Origin of the sequence: Jeotgalibacillus sp. JSM ZJ347 (assembly GCF_044383825.1) — a bacterium.
In the GTDB taxonomy this organism is placed as follows: Bacteria; Bacillota; Bacilli; order Bacillales; family Jeotgalibacillaceae; genus Jeotgalibacillus.
Genome location: NZ_JBISEN010000004.1, coordinates 131,860 through 148,150 on the forward strand (window position 1 = coordinate 131,860; position 16,291 = coordinate 148,150).

The window sequence follows — 16,291 nt, forward strand, 5'->3', positions numbered from 1 at the left end:
CCGGAACAAGGTGTGAAATTTTCGGAACCACCGCTGAAATCTCATGGACAACAGTGGGTATCTCCTGAACACGACATGTAATCTCAGGGACCACACACGAAATCTCCTGAACACCAACCACCAGCCCAAAATTCCAATTGCATTATCCACCGAATTTTGTGACAATATTACAATCAATCAGAACAGGAGCTGAGTTTATGCCATCTGCAATCTTTTTCGATCTTGACGATACACTTTTATGGGACAAAAAAAGCATTGAAACCGCGCTTGAGAAAACAGTGAAAGACGCCGGTAAGCTGTATGGAACGAACCCTGAAGAACTTCTTACAGCAGTAAAAGAAGCGGCGCCGCGTCTATATCAGGAATATGACTTTTACGATTTCACAAAAATGATCGGGATCAACCCTTTTGAAGGACTCTGGGGACAGTTCGGTGATCCGGTTCATTACAAGTTCCGGGAAATGGGTGCAGAGATTCAGGAGTACCAGCAGCGTGTCTGGCAGACTGCGCTCAAATCACAAGGCATTGATCAATCCGGCGAAACGCTCAGAGAAAAATTTATCAGCCACAGAAAAAGTTCTCCATTTCTATATGAAGAAACGCTTGATGTACTAGATCAACTCAAAGAACAGTATCAGCTTGTCATCGTCACAAATGGTGCGCCATCATTGCAGCTTGAGAAGCTCCGGATCACACCTGAGCTGGTGCCATACTTTGACCATATCGTGATCTCTGGGAATATCGCAGAAGGGAAGCCGGGGCAGCCTATTTTCGAGCATGCTTTGAGAGTCTCAGGTCAGTCTGCAGAGGAAGTCTGGATGATCGGGGATAATCTGAAAACGGATATTCTTGGTGCCAATCGGGCAGGTATACATAGCATATGGATTCAGCATGATGCGTCTGCTGAGCCCGGTGAAGGTGATGGGAAACCTGACAGAATCATCAGTCGCCTGAAAGAAATTACAAATCTGCTGTAAAATTTGAAACCTTTATGTGTGAAATTCCGTAAAGAAGGGGATAAGGAAATCATACATATTACATTACTGGGAGGTAATCAAATGAAAAGAACAGCAGAAGGTGCCTTAACGATTATTGGAATTGTATTAAATGTGCTGATGATCGTCGGTGTGTTTTTAATGAGTGCGTTATTTAGTGACCCTACAGTGCAACAGGATATTGAAACAGAATTTCAAAACGATCCTGCGTTAGCTGAGGCAGGAATAGATCCGGCCATGATCACAGACTGGTTTGCAAACCTTGGTGTTTTCTTCAATGTAGTCGTCATTATCAGTACAATCTTAAGCTTAATCGCAGTATTTGCAATGAAGCGTAATAAGAAGCCAAAACTTGCAGGCGGATTGTTAATCGCAAGTGCACTGGTTGTAGGTGTAGCAACACTTCTAATCGGCTGGCTGCCGGCACTATTATTCCTCATCGCAGGCATTATGTGCTTTGCACGCAAACCGAAAGTAGTAGAAGATCCTTATCAGCGTACAGATGATGAAATGAGACCACTCTAAAATAGAAACGCGCTGTTCCTTAAAAAGGAGACAGCGCGTTTTTTAATCATTAGCTTTGTTAAAGGTCATTGTTGTTTCTGCACAGCTGTTGATTGTAGAGGAAAGCGTCCCCCCTGGAGCTACAATCAACAGCCAACTTTAAAATAGCCTAATCTTTAATCAAACAGCACGTCCGGCAGTTTTTCTTGCCAGGCAGCATATATTTATAGCAGCATGTACTTCTGACACGTGCATCCTCAAGCTGCCGTTTCGCTTCAAAATTCTCCAGGTGAGTAAACGGATTCGGCTCATCTTCCCCAAAGAAATCCTCTGACACAATCTGCTGCCAGTGAGCATCCCAGTCCTGCTCCTTGAGCCCTTTTAATTCAGGAGCCAAACTTTGATAGAACCATCTCAGATAAATGAAAAAGTTTTCCCACAGCACAATCTGCTTCACCTTACCAGCTTTTTCAACAGATTGAATCAATGGCTTCACCCAGTCCACATATAATTTCCGCAGTAATACATTCCAATCAGGATTATCTTCATAAGACTGTATCCCGCTCAGGTGTACACCAAGCTGAAAAGGTGCCTCTTTGTCATGAACGAGTCTGACATCGGAAGACGCCAGATCCCAGGCTTCACCGCTTTTATAGTGGGCAAGCAGTACGCTGACCAGTGTAAAAGCCGTCCGCTTCATTGAAAGGGAGCCTGCCACCATCAGTCGTGGTGCTTCCTGGATCCGCTGAATATAAGCAAGGTCATCTGCGACAGTATCTGCCTCCAGCCAGTCTGCAAGCTTCCACTCTGTTCCAAGTTCAGTCTCACTGAACCTGACTGGAAAAGCATCTTCTATATATGAGAAAAGTTCCTGTTGATTCACGATTTTTTGCCCCTTTCCTTAAATAAAAGATAGATAAAGTAAGGTGCGCCAATTGCTGCTGTGAATACACCAGCCGGAATCTCAAGCGGTGCAGCAATTAACCGTCCCATCAAATCTGCCAGCATCACAAGCGCGGCTCCGATCAGTGCTGACATTGGAATCAGCGAACCGAACGATGAGCCAATTAACTTTCTCGCGAGATGTGGCGCCATCAGACCGACAAAGCCAATGCCGCCTGCAAATGCAACAGATCCTCCAACAAGTCCCGTGCTGATCAGCAGGATCAAGATCCGCTGCTTAGACACAACCGAACCCATTGATGTACTGATATCATCGCCGAGTTCAAGAAGGTTTAGATGCCTGGCCATTAAAAGAGCTGCAAGGAACAGTACAGTTACCCATGGGAGAAGAATCCATACCTGGCTCCATGTAGACCCATTGACTGAACCGGTGATCCAGATATTTGCCTGACTTGCCCGGTAAATGGGTCCAATCAGCATCAGCATCGTTGTAATGGCATTTGTAAATAAAGATAACCCGATTCCAATGAGTACAAGGCGAATTGGTGAAAGTCCGTTTTTCCAGGAAAAAATATAAACCAGTACAGCAGCGATCAGTGCGCCGAGAAAGGCTGCTACCGGAAGCCATTGAATCGAAACGGACAATGCCCCATTTGAGTCGCTGAACAGCACAAGAAATCCGACAACAAACACACTTGCACCGCCTGATATCCCAATTACATCAGGTGAAGCGAGCGGGTTTCTGACAATACCCTGAAGCATCGCACCGGCAACAGCAAGTGCAACACCGACGAGCAGCGCAATCAGTACACGCGGCAGTCTGAACTCCCGGATCACAAGCTCGTTAAGCGGTTCACCCATACCTAAAAATACTTTAATAATATCGAGTGGAGAAACCCAAACCTCACCTAACCCGAGGCTGATAAGAAAAGCCCCGATGACGATCACAAGCGCGACGGCAACACTGATTGTCGTACGCTTATCAAACAGGAAAGAAGGTCCTTTATTTCCGAAACGGACAGTTTTAAAACGGCTCATGATGAAGCACCTACCTTTCTTGCGATATAAATAAAGATAGGTGTGCCAATAATAGCCGTCATGACGCCAACAGGGATTTCCTGCGGCATAATCACGTATCTTGCTGCAATATCAGCTACAAGCAGCAAATTTGCGCCAAGCAGCGCAGACATCGGCAATAACACTCTATGATCCACGCCAATCCATTTTCTCGCTAAATGAGGAATCATAATGCCAATAAAGCCAATCGGACCAGCGACTGATACTGCTCCGCCGGCAAGGAGCACGACAATGATACCAATCCAGATTTTTAAAGGACCGGTTTTCACGCCAAGTCCATTTGCCACATCATCACCCATTGCCAGAATATTGAACGACCTCGAAAAGATCAGTGCAATGATAAAGCCTGCAATAAGATAAGGTAGCGCAGTCTGCAGTAATGCCAGATCACGCCCCTGCACAGAACCGGCCAGCCAGAACATAACAGACTCAAGCGCTGATTCGTTCAATACTAGGAGCCCTTGTGTAATTGATGCAAAAAGGGCCGATAACGCTGCCCCTGCAAGCGTCAGCTGAAGCGGCGATAACCCTCTCTGGTCCAGTGAACCTAATCCGAAGACAGCAGTAATCGCAACGGCTGCCCCGATAAAAGCCAGAATCGCAAAGGCGTGAAGAGAGCTGACATTTAACACTGTAACCCCGATCACAACCGCAAGCCCTGCACCTGCATTTACACCGAAAATACTCGGTGACGCAAGCGGATTTTTAGTCAGCGTCTGCATCAGCACACCTGACACTGCTAAAGCAGCGCCAACCATTGCTGCAATCAGCGCTCTCGGTATCCTGACATTTTGTATAATCAGATGGGCATTTGATCCGTCAAAATCAGTGAATGACTGGACAATCTGCTGCACTGAAGTTTGCTGATAGCCAAACCTCACACTTGCAAATAAAAGCAGCAGCATACAAACAAATGCCCCTGTAATTGAAAAGAACGTAAAAAACTTTGAAGATTTCATAGTAAAAGATCCTTCCTGAAACAAGTAGGTCCATTATATCGAAAAATCTGTTAAATGAAAACGGTTTTCATTTAGCTGTTGACACTGAGCAGGCAGTTGATTATGCTTGAAATGTAGTGAGAATCATTATCAATATTTTAAATACAGGGAGAGTCAGAAATGAAAAAGTTTAGTTTATTATTACTTTTAATGAGTGTTGCAGCTCTTATTCTTGCAGCATGCGGCGGGTCATCAGAGTCAACAGATGAAGAATCAGCTGACAGCGGAGAAACAGCTGAAACATATACAGTCGAACATGCAATGGGTACGACTGAAATCGAAGGAACACCGGAAAAAGTTGTTATTTTAACAAATGAAGGAACTGAAGCATTACTATCCATGGGCGTTACACCAGCAGGAGCGGTTCAATCATGGACTGGCGACCCTTGGTACGATCATATTGCTGATCAAATGGAAGGTGTGGAAGTTGTCGGAACAGAGAGTGAAGTAAACGTTGAAGCGATCGCTGCACTTGATCCGGATTTAATCATCGGTACAAAACTTCGTCAGGAAGCAGTATATGAGCAGCTTGAAGCCATTGCACCAACAGTGATGTCAGAAACACTAAAAGGTGACTGGCAGGAAAACTTTGAACTATATGCTAAAGCACTGAACAAGTCTGAAGAAGGCGAACAGGTAATGGCAGACTTTGAAACACGCGTTGACGAACTGAGCGGTCAGCTTGAAGAGGGCGGTCACCTTGAAAAAGAAATCTCAATGGTTCGCTTCCTTGCAGGCGATACGCGAATTTACCATAAAGACTCATTCTCAGGCATTATCCTCGACCAGCTTGGCTTCGCACGTCCACCAGAACAGGACGTTGATGACTTCGCAGAAAAAGGGGTCACAAAAGAACGTGTAGAAGCAATGGAAGGTGACGTACTGTTTTACTTCACATACGATACAGGAGACGGTGAAGCAAACCAGAGCGCAGAAGACTGGCTGAATGACCCGTTATTCCAGAACCTTGAAGTCGTTCAGGAGGGCAACGTACAGGAAGTAAGTGACGCGATCTGGAACACAGCAGGCGGCGTTCTTGCAGCCAACGTCATGCTTGATGACATTGAAGAGTATTTCTTAGCTGAATAAGTTTGATGGCGCTCTGCTGATGCAGGGCGCTTTTTAATGCAGCCTAAAAAAACCCACCCAAATGTTTCCCAGACCCCACTTCGTGGAAATACTAATACCATGACCAACAAAAGGAGTGGAGTATCAATGAATCAGAAAGAATTAAAAGACCATATATTGAATGTACTTGAAAACAATAAGACAGGAACGCTTGCGACAGTAAAGAATAATCGTCCGCATTCGCGTTATATGACTTTTTACAATGAGGGGTATGTACTTCATACGCCGACAAGTGTTGATACACATAAGGCTGAAGAAATTGATGAAAATCCGTTTGTGCATGTGCTGCTGGGCTATGAGGGAGACGGATACGCAGATTCTTATGTAGAAGTTGAAGGTACGGCTGTGATCCGTGATTCGCAAGAGATGAAGGAGAAGCTTTGGAATGACCGTTTCTCTAACTGGTTTGAAGGGCCGGATGATCCGAAATATGTCGTGCTGGAAATTGAACCGACGTCTATTCGCCTGATGAATTCAGGGGAAAAGCCGCAGTCGCTTGATTTAGATAAATAAAGTTGAGCTCTAATCGTCTTTCCGGCGGTTAGGGTTCTTTTTTTGCAAAAGGAGCATGATGACGATGCCGAAGCTTATCATAAATAAAATTCCGATGCCAAACAGCACTTGAAACACCCAATCCAGCGCACTTTCCATTTAAACCTCTCCAATCATGTGAAATTTACCTCTCATTCTAATATAATGTAAGGAGATGTTAAAGCAGAACGGAGGCGTACATAAATGGAATGGAAATGTAACAGCTTTGATGAGCTGTCTGCTCGGGAACTGCATGATGTTTTAAAGGCGCGCGTGGATATTTTCGTTGTAGAGCAGGATTGCGCATATCACGAGGTGGATGGATATGATCCTGAATCCTGGCATCTTCAGCTGCTGATTGATGGAAAGCTTGCTGCCTATGCAAGGTTAATGAAGGCAGGGACGAAGTATAACAAAGCGTCGATCGGAAGAATTATTGTCGTTGAGGAATTCAGAAGCCGACAGCTTGGTCGTCAGCTCGTGCAAAAGGCGATTGATCTGATGAAGGAGTGGGGCACAGAAGAAATTATGCTTCAGGGGCAGACTTACTTAAGAGATTTCTACCGGTCATTCGGCTTTGAAGAAATTTCAGTGGAATATCTTGATGATGGAATCCCTCACGTAGACATGCTGTTAACAATCAATCAGACAGAAAAGAGTGAAAAGTCATGAGCGGTAAAAAGAGCGTAATTGCAATTGTTGCATTGGTCGTGGTGATGATTATTCTGATCTTTATTCTCATGCTCAATTTTGACCCGGAACAATATGCGCTGTCAGCAGAAGTGCTGACAGAAAGTGAAAATCTCCTGTCAGCATCGTGACAGGAGATTTTTAAATATAGACAGCCCTGGCTGCTAGGTTACCATTAAGCTTTTTCTACCACTTTATAATTTTCATGAGAGACAACTGTGAAGTTTGTACCGTAATCTAAAAGCAAAGCGTCCTCTTCTGATATACTTACAATCACAGATCGTTCGAGAATTTTTGTTACTTCGCCAGTGATATCAAAGCCGTGGCGTGTAAATTGTACTTTCTGTCCTACATTAGCCTGTGTCATATCAGCACCCCATATTCTTAAAAAATAATTTGTAACGGACTGCACACTATTATACATCAGCTGAGCCGTTTCTTTAAATCCTACGTCTATTTACTAGATATATACCCCATTAGTACTTATGTATTCTACTATAAATAGCCCTGAATAGGGTGAAATTTCTGTAATTTCACGAAAAAATCACTGGGACTGTCGATCAGGTCTGCAGTCTGATAGAATAAACGTTAGCTGATTTAAAGCGGAGGGCCTGATTGAATGAAAAGTAAACGATCATTTTGGTTCACAGCCGGCGGTTACAGCATTATTATACTGTTAATTACATTAGCAGTGACACTGAATGTTTATCCTGGCGGCTATGGCTATATTTATGACGAAAATGCGCAGCAGTTAACGCTTGAGCGCGGTATGTTTGTAAAAGAAGCTGTCACGGTTGAGGTAAATGATGATAACACACTCAGATATTTACTGTTTCAGGACGAAGTTAATCGTGCGATCCAGTCCTGGGTATTATCACTGACACTCGGAATTTTCGCTGTCTATCTGCTGCAGCGTGTCATCCCTGCCTTTCAAAAGAGGAAAGAAGAAGGCGTCAAAGTGAAAGATATCCTGCATGCAGTTTTGCTGATTGTCTCAGTTGTCATGATGATCATGCTGCTGATCTCACTCAGCGGAAGTATTCAATATATGGAGCAGGTATTTACTACAGCTGTGAATTAGAAATCCCGTCTTGCACGGGATTTTTTATATGATAAAAGAAATGAATTTTCTGACAAGTTATGATAGGATTAGACTATCTTGTATAGCAAAGCGGGTGTGTGAATGCGTAGAAAAAGAAGCAGATCTTCAGGCGAAGGGCTCATAAATCTTACTTTCACAATCATTTACATCAGCTACTGGTGGTTAATTCTTCAGGAGATTTTTCAAGGAGCGTCTCATTTTATTTACATAAGCTTTGTTCCATTTATCGGGCTGATGTTTCTGCACTCTCTTGCTACAAAATGGCATGAGCGCCGCAAGGAAAAACAGCTTGTAGAAAGCGTTGAAAAAAGCATTGCAAGATACAAGGACCGGATCAAAACCGGAGCATGAAACTGCCGAAATGAGCCCGGCGGTTTTTTTATGTTTGAATCATTTCTTTACAATCAAAAAAGAAGTACTGCATGTTGGCAGTACTTCTTTAGAAATAGCTATGTTATAGTCCAATGTAATTTTAGCATAGCTGGTGATTGGAGCGTAAGGGGGACGACTCCAGCAGGAGAAATCGGACAGGTGAGACCCCGCAGTGCGAAGCGCGAGGAGGTCATATGGGACCACAAAACGGTCCGTCCGTGCGGAAAGCGTTCCCCCTGGAGCGGAAATCACCAGCCACCTTTAACAGAGCCTTAGATATAAATCGGTCCTTGTCATTACCTATCTCGACTTCACAAGCAGCTGCACAGCTTCATTAATATAATCCGCTGAGTCCTCACCCTTTTCAGCATTACGCAGGCACTCCTCGAGGTTTCGTGCCACAATCAGACCGATTGTGCGGTCCAGAGCAGTGCGCGTCGCAGAAAGCTGAGTGACAACATCTCTGCAGTCCTTGCCTTCCTCCATCATTCGTAAAATCCCTTTTATCTGTCCTTCAGCTCGTTTTAGACGATTTATTTGCTGTTTATCATATTCCATAGGATGAGCTCCTTTGATTTGAATTTCTAACTACTTATATCGTATAAGGCTACTCGGGATTTGTAAAGAAGGACGCGTCTTACTTTTGTATTGAAAAAAGGTCTTCAAGCTTGTCTTCTAAAAACTGGTGCGCATCCACAATCCCCTGATTATAGACTGCCGGTGCAAGTTCTTTTAAAAAGAAATCAAGAATCAGTGTAGCTTTCAATTGGCCGACCTCTTCATCGTGTTCATGAAGAAAATATGTCTGAATCTGATTTGTCATTTCGTGTTTTACTTCAGTACTTAAAGAAAATGGATCCTTCATTTTATCTCCTCCTGAATGAAAAAAATGCCGGATAGACCGGCATTACTTTACTATGATTTTTTCATATACTGCTGCATATCTTTTTTATGTTTCTCGTCACGTACGACGATTACTGCGTGAATCAGTCCCGGGATATAACCAAGGATTGTCAGCAGAATATTCAGCAGAAACGAACCGAATCTGCCTGTGAATAACACCGCAAGCGGCGGCAGGAAAATGGCGAGAATATAAAGCATATCATCATCAACCCTTCTTCATTGGATAGTAGATTATTCCCGACTATCCCTTGAATTAAACGGAAGTGCGAGGACGTAAGTGCTGTGACGGCTTACTTCAACCACATCTGATCTTAAGATCCCGAGAGGCTCACTGTCAGCGTGAATACCATCCGCCAGAATGTGCCACGGACCTTCAGCATCCAGGTGATATTTCACAGGGGTCCCGTGTGCATTGTGAATGACTGTAAAACGTTCATAAGGTCCTTCTTTAGCAATCAGGTCATACGCAATTAATCTCTCATCAGTTGGATGGAAATGCATATGATTAATAATGTCTTCTTTTGTTCTCATTCTGAATGCAGCATGAGCTTTTCTGAGCCTGATTAACCCTTTGATAAAGCTGACTGTCTGATTGAACTCCTCGCGGCGGTGCCAGTCAAGCTTGTTGATCTCATCCGGTGACCGGTAACTGTTTTCCACACCATATTTTGTCCGCATAAATTCCTGACCTGCATGCAGGAAAGGAACGCCCTGAGATAGCAGGATGATAGAGGTTGCGAGCCTGTGCATCCTTTTGTGATCGCTCATTGTAGCGTTTGGCGTGGTAAAGCAGAGTTTATCCCAAAGCGTGTGATTATCATGCGCTTCTGTATAATTCACGACCTGCTCAGGTGAGATAAATGTTTTCCGGTCATAAGGAACTTTCATCCCGGCGGACACACCCTGCAGCAGATGGTATCTCATGCCGATTCTGCCGTTAATAAAGCCGTTATCCTGCTTTGAGAACGTATTTCCTTTTAAATGATCGCGTAGGGCGTCATTGAAATGGGCGACACCTTTCATCTGATCAGCCTGATATTGATTCGCTTTTAAACGGTCAGGAAGTGCACTCTGCAGGTCCCAGCCTTCACCAAGCATGATGATGGCAGGATCAATTCTGTTGAGGGCTTCTCTTGCAGCCTGCATGGTCTCCACATCATGAATGCCCATCAGGTCAAACCTGAATCCGTCAATCTGATATTCAGTTGCCCAGTAGACAAGTGAATCGACAATAAAACGTCTCATCATTGCGCGTTCAGAAGCAGTATCGTTTCCTACTCCAGTCCCATTTGACAGTTTTCCATTACGGGTATAACGAAAATAATAGCCTGGAACGAGCTGATGAAAAGGAGATCTTGCCACATCATACACATGGTTATAGACTACATCCATAATGACACTCATTCCGCGGTCGTGAATGGACTGAATGAGCGTTTTCAGCTCTTTGATCCGCAGCGCATGATGCGTTGGATCAGTCGAGTACGATCCTTCCGGTGCATTGAAATGCTTTGGATCATAGCCCCAGTTATATTGAGGCTGATCGAGTTTTGTTTCATCAACAGTCCAGTAATCATAGAAAGGTAGCAATTGAACATGCGTGACACCGAGCTCTGATAAATAATCGAGTCCTGTTGAAAAGCCGTGTTCTGTCACCGTTCCCTGTTCAGCAAGTCCGAGATACTTCCCTTTATTGAATACACCGCTGTCCTCATGAATCGTTGCATCCCGGACATGCAGCTCATAAATGACTGCATCCACCGGTGATTCAAGTGTCCGTGTGACCGGTTTCCACGAAGCGGGATTCGTTTTGTCGAGATCGACTACAGCACTCTTCACACCGTTCACAGAGACTGCTTTAGCATAAGGGTCCTGCGTTTCACGCCACTCTTTCCCGATCCGCACGCGATACAGGTAATGCGCACCTTCCCAGTCTCCTTTAAGGATGGTGTGCCACGTCCCGCGCTCACCCTTTTCCATTCTGAATACGGAAACTTCATCATTTTTAAACATTTTTACTTCAGCCTGATGTGCAGAAGGTGCCCACACACAAAAAGCAGTCTGTTCAGGTAAATATTGTGATCCGAGAAATCCATCATATTTAAACGTCTGGTCAAACTTCTTCGTCCGCATAATATCTCCGAACGTCACTTCACAATAACCGAAGTGTGACAGGTTGACCTGATATTTTTTAGTTAAAACCAGTCTGTTTTTCGTTTTAATGACCAGGCGGTTGGCAAGATCTGAACCTGCATTGTCTTTTTCAACGCGGATTTTCTTGATTTCAGCTCCGCTCAGCGTGACATGGAGGTTATCGTGCTCCCAGTCAAATGACAGGTTAGTGAGAACAGAAATTTCATCCCATTTATCAATTTTTGCACTGATAATACCGGGGAAAACAGTTACGTCATTCAAGTCTTCATAGATTCGTTCCATTCCCTGCATGAGCCAGACTTCTGCCTGACCGGATGAATCAAAGGAAGTAATGAACCGGTCATCAAAGCGCTTGCCTACCCAGTCGTTCTCTTTTGTACTTTTACGGATAATAAATCCAACACGCTTAATTTCTTCAGGGCTCTGCAAGGAAAATACAGCCTTTTTGCCATAGTTGTCTTCATCAGAAAACTCAACCATTTTACCGGTTTCACCTTCAAGCCAAACCCACAGATTCCATCCTTCATAATCACGATCATAGCGATGATAATGGAGTGTTACGGTCACTTCTTTTAGAATTGGTGGCTGTTTTTCATAAGATTCTATTCTCACAATGGATATCAGACCTTTCTCTGTGGTGTACTGATAAAAGTTTTGAACATTCAATCTCTTTCTATTCATTATACGGCAGATTTCATAAAAGAGGCACTTTAAGTTGTGATGAGTATGTAAAGTTCATACGCTAAAGGTCTGAATTTTGAAAATATTAAGTACTGATACGTGGCAATACGATTGATTTCGCTTAAAATAGATGTAGAAGGACATTAAAGTTAGGGAGGAATTGTGATGAAAGTATTATATATTAACGCGAATCCACGCACGAAAAAATCAGTCAGTGAAGAGATCGCTGATACGTTCATAGAAGAACTGAAGAAAGCGGAGCAGGATGTGGAGGTTGAATATGCGCACCTGTATGAAATGGATTTGCAGGAAATTGATGAGGATGTATTAGGCTCGTGGGGAAAACATCGTACAGGTGAGGAATTTACAGAGACGGAAAAGGAAAAAGTGAAGCGGATGGATAATGTGCTTGATCAGTTTTTAGCAGCTGACCTCTATGTGTTTGTCACGCCGTTCTGGAACTTATTATTCCCGCCGAGAATGAAAACTTATATTGATTCACTTTGTATACCGGGCAAAACGTTCCGCTATACAGCAAGCGGTCAGGAAGGTCTCATTGAAGGTAAACGTGCTGTACACATTGAATCTGTCGGCGGCGTCTATAAAGGAACAGGGCTAAATTTCTCAGAGGATTATCTGCGCGAAGTCATGCGTTTCCTTGGCATTAAAGAATATGATTCAGTGATCTGTGAAGGGATGAGCCAGTACCCTGATATGGCAGAAAAGATTCTCGATGAATCGAAAGCTGAAGCAAGAGAACTGGCTCAAAAACTTGCTAGACTCGAATAGGCTGTTAATCAGGTGTGAAGAAGCGGATCACGAGTGGAATCTTGAACACTTGACCCTTTAACGCGTATAATCCGGCAATAATCGCAAATACGATCCATAAGACAGTCAATACGGTATTGATCACAAATCCAATGCCGATAAAGAATAAAAAGCCTGCAGCTGCCTGATATAAAAAGTAGCTGACAGCAAAATTTAAATAAGCATAACCGTGCTCCCTTACATAGGGGGCGTCTCTTTTGATGAACCAGAGAATCAGTGGTCCGAAAATAAATGTGACAGTACTCGTGAAATACATCATTGCTGCAACGAGGCGGTCTTCTGATTGCATGATCATGCTCCTTTCAAGAATCTGCGTATATAAGTATACGGATCACTCGCAGATAAGTTTCAAAAGGACCTTCCCCATCACCGGGAAAGGTCCTTTTCATCAGCTGCTTCTGCCAAGCAGCACGGCTGTATAAAAGCCTGCTGCAAGTGTAATCAAACACATAATAATATTTCCGGCTGTCAATGCAAGACCCGGATACACAACAAAAAGTGAACCGAAAACAAGCCCTATAATAAATGCATACATCATGATCGGATAACGGTGCAGCAGAAAACGGATGAGCTTACTTGTAAAAATAAACCCAAAGGCAACACCTGCTCCAATCAATCCAATCACCGGAAGATTCAAATTACTGACTGCCGAAATAGCAGTATTGTATACACCAATCACCAGCAGCAGAAACGAGCCGCTAATACCGGGCAGCATCATCGCTGAGCTTGCAAGAATTCCTGCACCAAAAAGTAACAGCATATTCGGAGCTGTTAAGTTCGAAATCACTGCACCGTCCTCAGAAGGATTTGAAAAACCGATAATCAGTACAATCACTGCACCAATCACCAGCATTGCAATATGCTTCCCCTTAAAGTTTTCTTTCGCATTAGATTCTCTCAGAAGATAAGGTAAAATCCCGCCAATTAATCCGATAAAAAAGAAATAAGTAGGCTGAGGGTGGACATCAAGCAGCCATTCAATCAGGTTACTGAGTGCAAGAATTGAAATCCCCATTCCTGCTCCAAGTGTGATTAAAAATGGCAGTTGTTTTTTCCATTCTCTCGTTGTAATGCCGCTTAAAGCATTGATAAACTGATCATAAATGCCAAGTAAAACGGCAATTGTACCGCCGCTGACGCCAGGAACAACATCGCTTGCACCCATCGCCATCCCGCGGAATATATTTCTCCAGTCAAACATACATGCATGCTCCTTTTAAATTGGTAAAATCAACAATCTTCATTATACGGCAACAAAACGGTTTCGTCATGGCTGAAAAAAGGAAAGATAGAGAGTAAACGTTCACAGTTAGGGGAGGCTGAAGAGATGAAAAAAGCAATGTTGATTTTAAATCCTTCTTCCGGTAAAGAAGAAGCGCTTGATCATAAAGAATCCGTGCTTCAGGTATTAAAGGAAATGGGTTATGACGTCACATTAAAAGAAACCGAAAAAGAAAATGATGCAACAGTGTTTGCTGAACAGGCATGTCAGGAACGCTTCGATGTTGTGGTATCAATGGGCGGGGACGGTACGTTAAATGAAACGATCACGGGTCTTGCGAAAAAGGAGTACCAGCCAGCACTCGGGATTGTTCCACTTGGCACCGTAAATGACTTTGCACGTGCACTGAATATATCAATGGATCCTGAAGAAGCCATTCAGCAGCTGAAGACAGCTGAGACAAAGCGTGTGGATATCGGCCGCATTAACGATCGTTATTTTATGAATATTATTGCGCTTGGCGGGATCGCAGAAGCGACGTTTGGCGTATCAGTTGAACAAAAAACAAAGCTTGGACCGCTTGCGTATATGATTGAAGGGTTCAAAACGATTCGTGAAAAAGAGCCATTTGACTCGGAGATTACATATGACGGAAAAAAATGGGAAGGCAGTGCACTGTTATTTTTAATGGCACTGACAAATTCGGTTGGCGGCTTTGAAAAGCTTGCTCCGGAAGCGGAAGTTAACGATGGTCATCTCCACTGTTTTATCATTAAAGACGTACCGCTTTTTAAGCTGATCACGATTATGACCGCTTTGTTAAAAGGTGAGCTCGAAGAAGATGAGAATGTTGAATATTTTAAAGCAAATGAAGTGCACGTCAATTCAGACAAAGATCTCATTTCCAACGTAGATGGAGATGAAGGGGCGCATGTTCCACTTACAGTAGAAGTATTAAGCAGCCATATCCCGATCTTATGTCCAGTTGAAGATAATGAAAACTAATCGTCAAAATAGGAGGCTAAATATGATTAAAGCAATTGTAACCGGTGGATCTAAAGGGCTTGGAGCTGCGATTGTCAGCCATTTCATCGACCATGAGATAGAGGTGACTGACGTATCCAGATCAGGCAACAGCAGTCTGAAAGGGAATGAGCGCTATCAGCACCGGAAAGTTGATATGACCTCACTCTCTGAATCACTTCATTTTTTGCGTTCCTGGACCGAGGAGCAAAAAGAACTGAGTAAGCTTTACCTGATCCAGAATGCAGGAACCGTACAGCCAATGGAAACGGTCGGAGATATGGACCCTTCAGCGATTGAGACAGCCATCGCATTGAATTATACAGCACCTGCTGCATGGGCAAACCTTGCGTTTAAACTCGCAGATGAACAGGGGTTTGAACTGGTGATTGTGAATATCACATCAGGTGCAGCTGATAAGCCGAACCACGGGTGGAGTGTATATGGCAGTACAAAAGCAGCACTGAATCTTTTTACAGAAACTGCGGCACTCGAGCAGGGTGATGGCGGTCATAAAATCATTTCATTTAGTCCAAGTATTATGGATACAGGTATGCAGGAGGAAATCAGATCAACAGACGCTGCTTCCTTTGCAGCAGTAGAAACCTTCCAGCAGTATAAGGAGCAGGGGAAGCTGCGTAAGCCTGAGGAAGTAGGCGGTGTACTGGTTAATATTCTGATGAATGAAGAGATTGTTAACGGCAGGCTTTATCATGTGAATGATTACCTGCCGTCAACCAAGTAATATATTGAGGAAACATTTTTTACTTAAATGTAATGTGTTTCCAGTGTTTTTAAAAAACTCTTTTGGGTAAAGATAGATATGAACAAAATCGCAATATCTAAAAGGAGCGGATGAATATGGATTTTAAAAAGTTGATGAAGGTTGGGGCAGCAGGCGTACTTAGCTTGGGAGTATTAGCAGCATGTGGAGACGAAGGCGAGGAAATGGATTCCAACATGGAGGAAGAAGAAGCGCCGATGGATGAAAATACAGATGACAACATGGAAGAGGATATGGAGGATACTGGTGAGGACATGGAAGAAGGCATGGATGACGCCGGTGACGAAATGGAAGAAGAAACAGATGAAATGGAAGAGGACATGGAAGAGGAAGACACTGAGGAATAATATGTATCAGGCTGCAACTGTCTATTATGACAGTGCAGCTTTTTTGTTATTT

The 16,291-nt window shown here is 43.6% G+C and carries 23 protein-coding genes; 12 read left to right on the forward strand and 11 right to left on the reverse strand.

From position 1 onward, the window contains the following. The first annotated feature begins 197 nt into the window (after window positions 1-197). A complete protein-coding gene (locus tag ACH6CZ_RS13220) occupies window positions 198-977 on the forward strand; it encodes an HAD family hydrolase (protein WP_374097939.1) in 780 nt (259 codons plus the stop codon). A gap of 81 nt (window positions 978-1,058) precedes the next feature. Then, a complete protein-coding gene (locus ACH6CZ_RS13225; RefSeq protein ID WP_374097940.1) occupies window positions 1,059-1,520 on the forward strand; it encodes a DUF4064 domain-containing protein in 462 nt (153 codons plus the stop codon). A 148-nt stretch (window positions 1,521-1,668) separates the two neighbouring features. On the opposite strand, the gene ACH6CZ_RS13230 is transcribed toward ACH6CZ_RS13225, so the two are convergent. From ACH6CZ_RS13230 to ACH6CZ_RS13240, 3 genes are read right to left on the reverse strand one after another with little or no spacing between them, the layout of a single operon-like run. Then, window positions 1,669-2,382 carry a hypothetical protein gene (locus ACH6CZ_RS13230; protein ID WP_374097941.1) on the reverse strand — a complete coding sequence of 238 codons (714 nt, stop codon included), beginning with the start codon at window positions 2,380-2,382 and terminating at the stop codon, window positions 1,669-1,671. Then, window positions 2,379-3,440 (reverse strand): FecCD family ABC transporter permease, encoded by a 1,062-nt coding sequence (locus tag ACH6CZ_RS13235; RefSeq protein ID WP_374097942.1) that lies wholly within the window; start codon window positions 3,438-3,440, stop codon window positions 2,379-2,381. Before ACH6CZ_RS13235 ends, ACH6CZ_RS13230 begins: the two co-directional genes overlap by 4 nt. Continuing rightward, window positions 3,437-4,438 (reverse strand): FecCD family ABC transporter permease, encoded by a 1,002-nt coding sequence (locus tag ACH6CZ_RS13240; protein WP_374097943.1) that lies wholly within the window; start codon window positions 4,436-4,438, stop codon window positions 3,437-3,439. Before ACH6CZ_RS13240 ends, ACH6CZ_RS13235 begins: the two co-directional genes overlap by 4 nt. A gap of 159 nt (window positions 4,439-4,597) precedes the next feature. Between ACH6CZ_RS13240 and ACH6CZ_RS13245 the strand changes: the two genes are divergently transcribed. After that, entirely contained in the window at window positions 4,598-5,566 is a 969-nt protein-coding gene (locus ACH6CZ_RS13245; protein ID WP_374097944.1) for an ABC transporter substrate-binding protein, read from the forward strand. Between the two features lie 126 nt (window positions 5,567-5,692). After that, window positions 5,693-6,118, forward strand: coding sequence for a pyridoxamine 5'-phosphate oxidase family protein (locus ACH6CZ_RS13250; protein ID WP_374097945.1), 426 nt, complete (start codon window positions 5,693-5,695; stop codon window positions 6,116-6,118). Between the two features lie 9 nt (window positions 6,119-6,127). On the opposite strand, the gene ACH6CZ_RS13255 is transcribed toward ACH6CZ_RS13250, so the two are convergent. Then, window positions 6,128-6,256 (reverse strand): hypothetical protein, encoded by a 129-nt coding sequence (locus ACH6CZ_RS13255; protein ID WP_374097946.1) that lies wholly within the window; start codon window positions 6,254-6,256, stop codon window positions 6,128-6,130. 84 nt (window positions 6,257-6,340) lie between these two features. Between ACH6CZ_RS13255 and ACH6CZ_RS13260 the strand changes: the two genes are divergently transcribed. Continuing rightward, window positions 6,341-6,808, forward strand: a complete 468-nt coding sequence (locus ACH6CZ_RS13260) for a GNAT family N-acetyltransferase (RefSeq protein ID WP_374097947.1) — start codon at window positions 6,341-6,343, stop codon at window positions 6,806-6,808. After that, entirely contained in the window at window positions 6,805-6,957 is a 153-nt protein-coding gene (locus ACH6CZ_RS13265; protein WP_374097948.1) for a hypothetical protein, read from the forward strand. The genes ACH6CZ_RS13260 and ACH6CZ_RS13265 overlap by 4 nt, the downstream gene beginning before the upstream one ends. A gap of 44 nt (window positions 6,958-7,001) precedes the next feature. Here the strand turns inward: ACH6CZ_RS13265 and ACH6CZ_RS13270 are convergent, their stop codons facing one another. Further along, window positions 7,002-7,193, reverse strand: coding sequence for a DUF2187 family protein (locus ACH6CZ_RS13270; RefSeq protein WP_374097949.1), 192 nt, complete (start codon window positions 7,191-7,193; stop codon window positions 7,002-7,004). Between the two features lie 252 nt (window positions 7,194-7,445). On the opposite strand from ACH6CZ_RS13270, the gene ACH6CZ_RS13275 reads away from it, so the two are divergent. Both ACH6CZ_RS13275 and ACH6CZ_RS13280 read left to right on the forward strand, forming a co-directional pair. Then, complete coding sequence (locus ACH6CZ_RS13275) at window positions 7,446-7,907, forward strand: hypothetical protein (protein ID WP_374097950.1); 462 nt, start codon at window positions 7,446-7,448, stop codon at window positions 7,905-7,907. Between the two features lie 102 nt (window positions 7,908-8,009). Continuing rightward, entirely contained in the window at window positions 8,010-8,279 is a 270-nt protein-coding gene (locus ACH6CZ_RS13280) for a hypothetical protein (protein WP_374097951.1), read from the forward strand. Between the two features lie 321 nt (window positions 8,280-8,600). Here ACH6CZ_RS13280 and ACH6CZ_RS13285 read toward each other — a convergent pair whose 3' ends face one another. From ACH6CZ_RS13285 to pulA, 4 genes are all read right to left on the reverse strand, one after another. Next, complete coding sequence (locus ACH6CZ_RS13285; RefSeq protein ID WP_322422167.1) at window positions 8,601-8,858, reverse strand: metal-sensitive transcriptional regulator; 258 nt, start codon at window positions 8,856-8,858, stop codon at window positions 8,601-8,603. 79 nt (window positions 8,859-8,937) lie between these two features. Next, window positions 8,938-9,165 (reverse strand): DUF2164 domain-containing protein, encoded by a 228-nt coding sequence (locus ACH6CZ_RS13290; RefSeq protein WP_374097952.1) that lies wholly within the window; start codon window positions 9,163-9,165, stop codon window positions 8,938-8,940. Between the two features lie 50 nt (window positions 9,166-9,215). After that, complete coding sequence (locus ACH6CZ_RS13295) at window positions 9,216-9,401, reverse strand: YqaE/Pmp3 family membrane protein (RefSeq protein ID WP_374097953.1); 186 nt, start codon at window positions 9,399-9,401, stop codon at window positions 9,216-9,218. Between the two features lie 33 nt (window positions 9,402-9,434). Further along, window positions 9,435-12,020, reverse strand: coding sequence for a type I pullulanase (pulA, locus tag ACH6CZ_RS13300; protein WP_374097954.1), 2,586 nt, complete (start codon window positions 12,018-12,020; stop codon window positions 9,435-9,437). Window positions 12,021-12,200: 180 nt separating this feature from the next. Here pulA and ACH6CZ_RS13305 point away from each other — a divergent pair, with 180 nt between their 5' ends. After that, window positions 12,201-12,824, forward strand: coding sequence for an FMN-dependent NADH-azoreductase (locus ACH6CZ_RS13305; RefSeq protein ID WP_374097955.1), 624 nt, complete (start codon window positions 12,201-12,203; stop codon window positions 12,822-12,824). A 4-nt stretch (window positions 12,825-12,828) separates the two neighbouring features. Here ACH6CZ_RS13305 and ACH6CZ_RS13310 read toward each other — a convergent pair whose 3' ends face one another. Both ACH6CZ_RS13310 and ACH6CZ_RS13315 read right to left on the reverse strand, forming a co-directional pair. Then, the gene (locus ACH6CZ_RS13310) at window positions 12,829-13,152 is read right to left on the reverse strand and encodes a DUF4870 domain-containing protein (RefSeq protein WP_374097956.1); all 324 of its coding nucleotides are present in this window, start codon (window positions 13,150-13,152) and stop codon (window positions 12,829-12,831) included. A 99-nt stretch (window positions 13,153-13,251) separates the two neighbouring features. Then, window positions 13,252-14,064: a DUF368 domain-containing protein gene (locus ACH6CZ_RS13315; protein ID WP_374097957.1), complete on the reverse strand. Its 813-nt coding sequence runs from the start codon at window positions 14,062-14,064 to the stop codon at window positions 13,252-13,254. Between the two features lie 126 nt (window positions 14,065-14,190). Between ACH6CZ_RS13315 and ACH6CZ_RS13320 the strand changes: the two genes are divergently transcribed. The 3 genes from ACH6CZ_RS13320 (at window position 14,191) to ACH6CZ_RS13330 (ending at window position 16,239) form a co-directional block, all read left to right on the forward strand. Continuing rightward, complete coding sequence (locus ACH6CZ_RS13320) at window positions 14,191-15,090, forward strand: diacylglycerol/lipid kinase family protein (RefSeq protein ID WP_374097958.1); 900 nt, start codon at window positions 14,191-14,193, stop codon at window positions 15,088-15,090. A gap of 22 nt (window positions 15,091-15,112) precedes the next feature. After that, window positions 15,113-15,853, forward strand: coding sequence for an SDR family NAD(P)-dependent oxidoreductase (locus ACH6CZ_RS13325; RefSeq protein WP_374097959.1), 741 nt, complete (start codon window positions 15,113-15,115; stop codon window positions 15,851-15,853). Window positions 15,854-15,969: 116 nt separating this feature from the next. Beyond that, entirely contained in the window at window positions 15,970-16,239 is a 270-nt protein-coding gene (locus tag ACH6CZ_RS13330) for a DNA primase (RefSeq protein ID WP_374097960.1), read from the forward strand. Window positions 16,240-16,291: the final 52 nt, after the last annotated feature.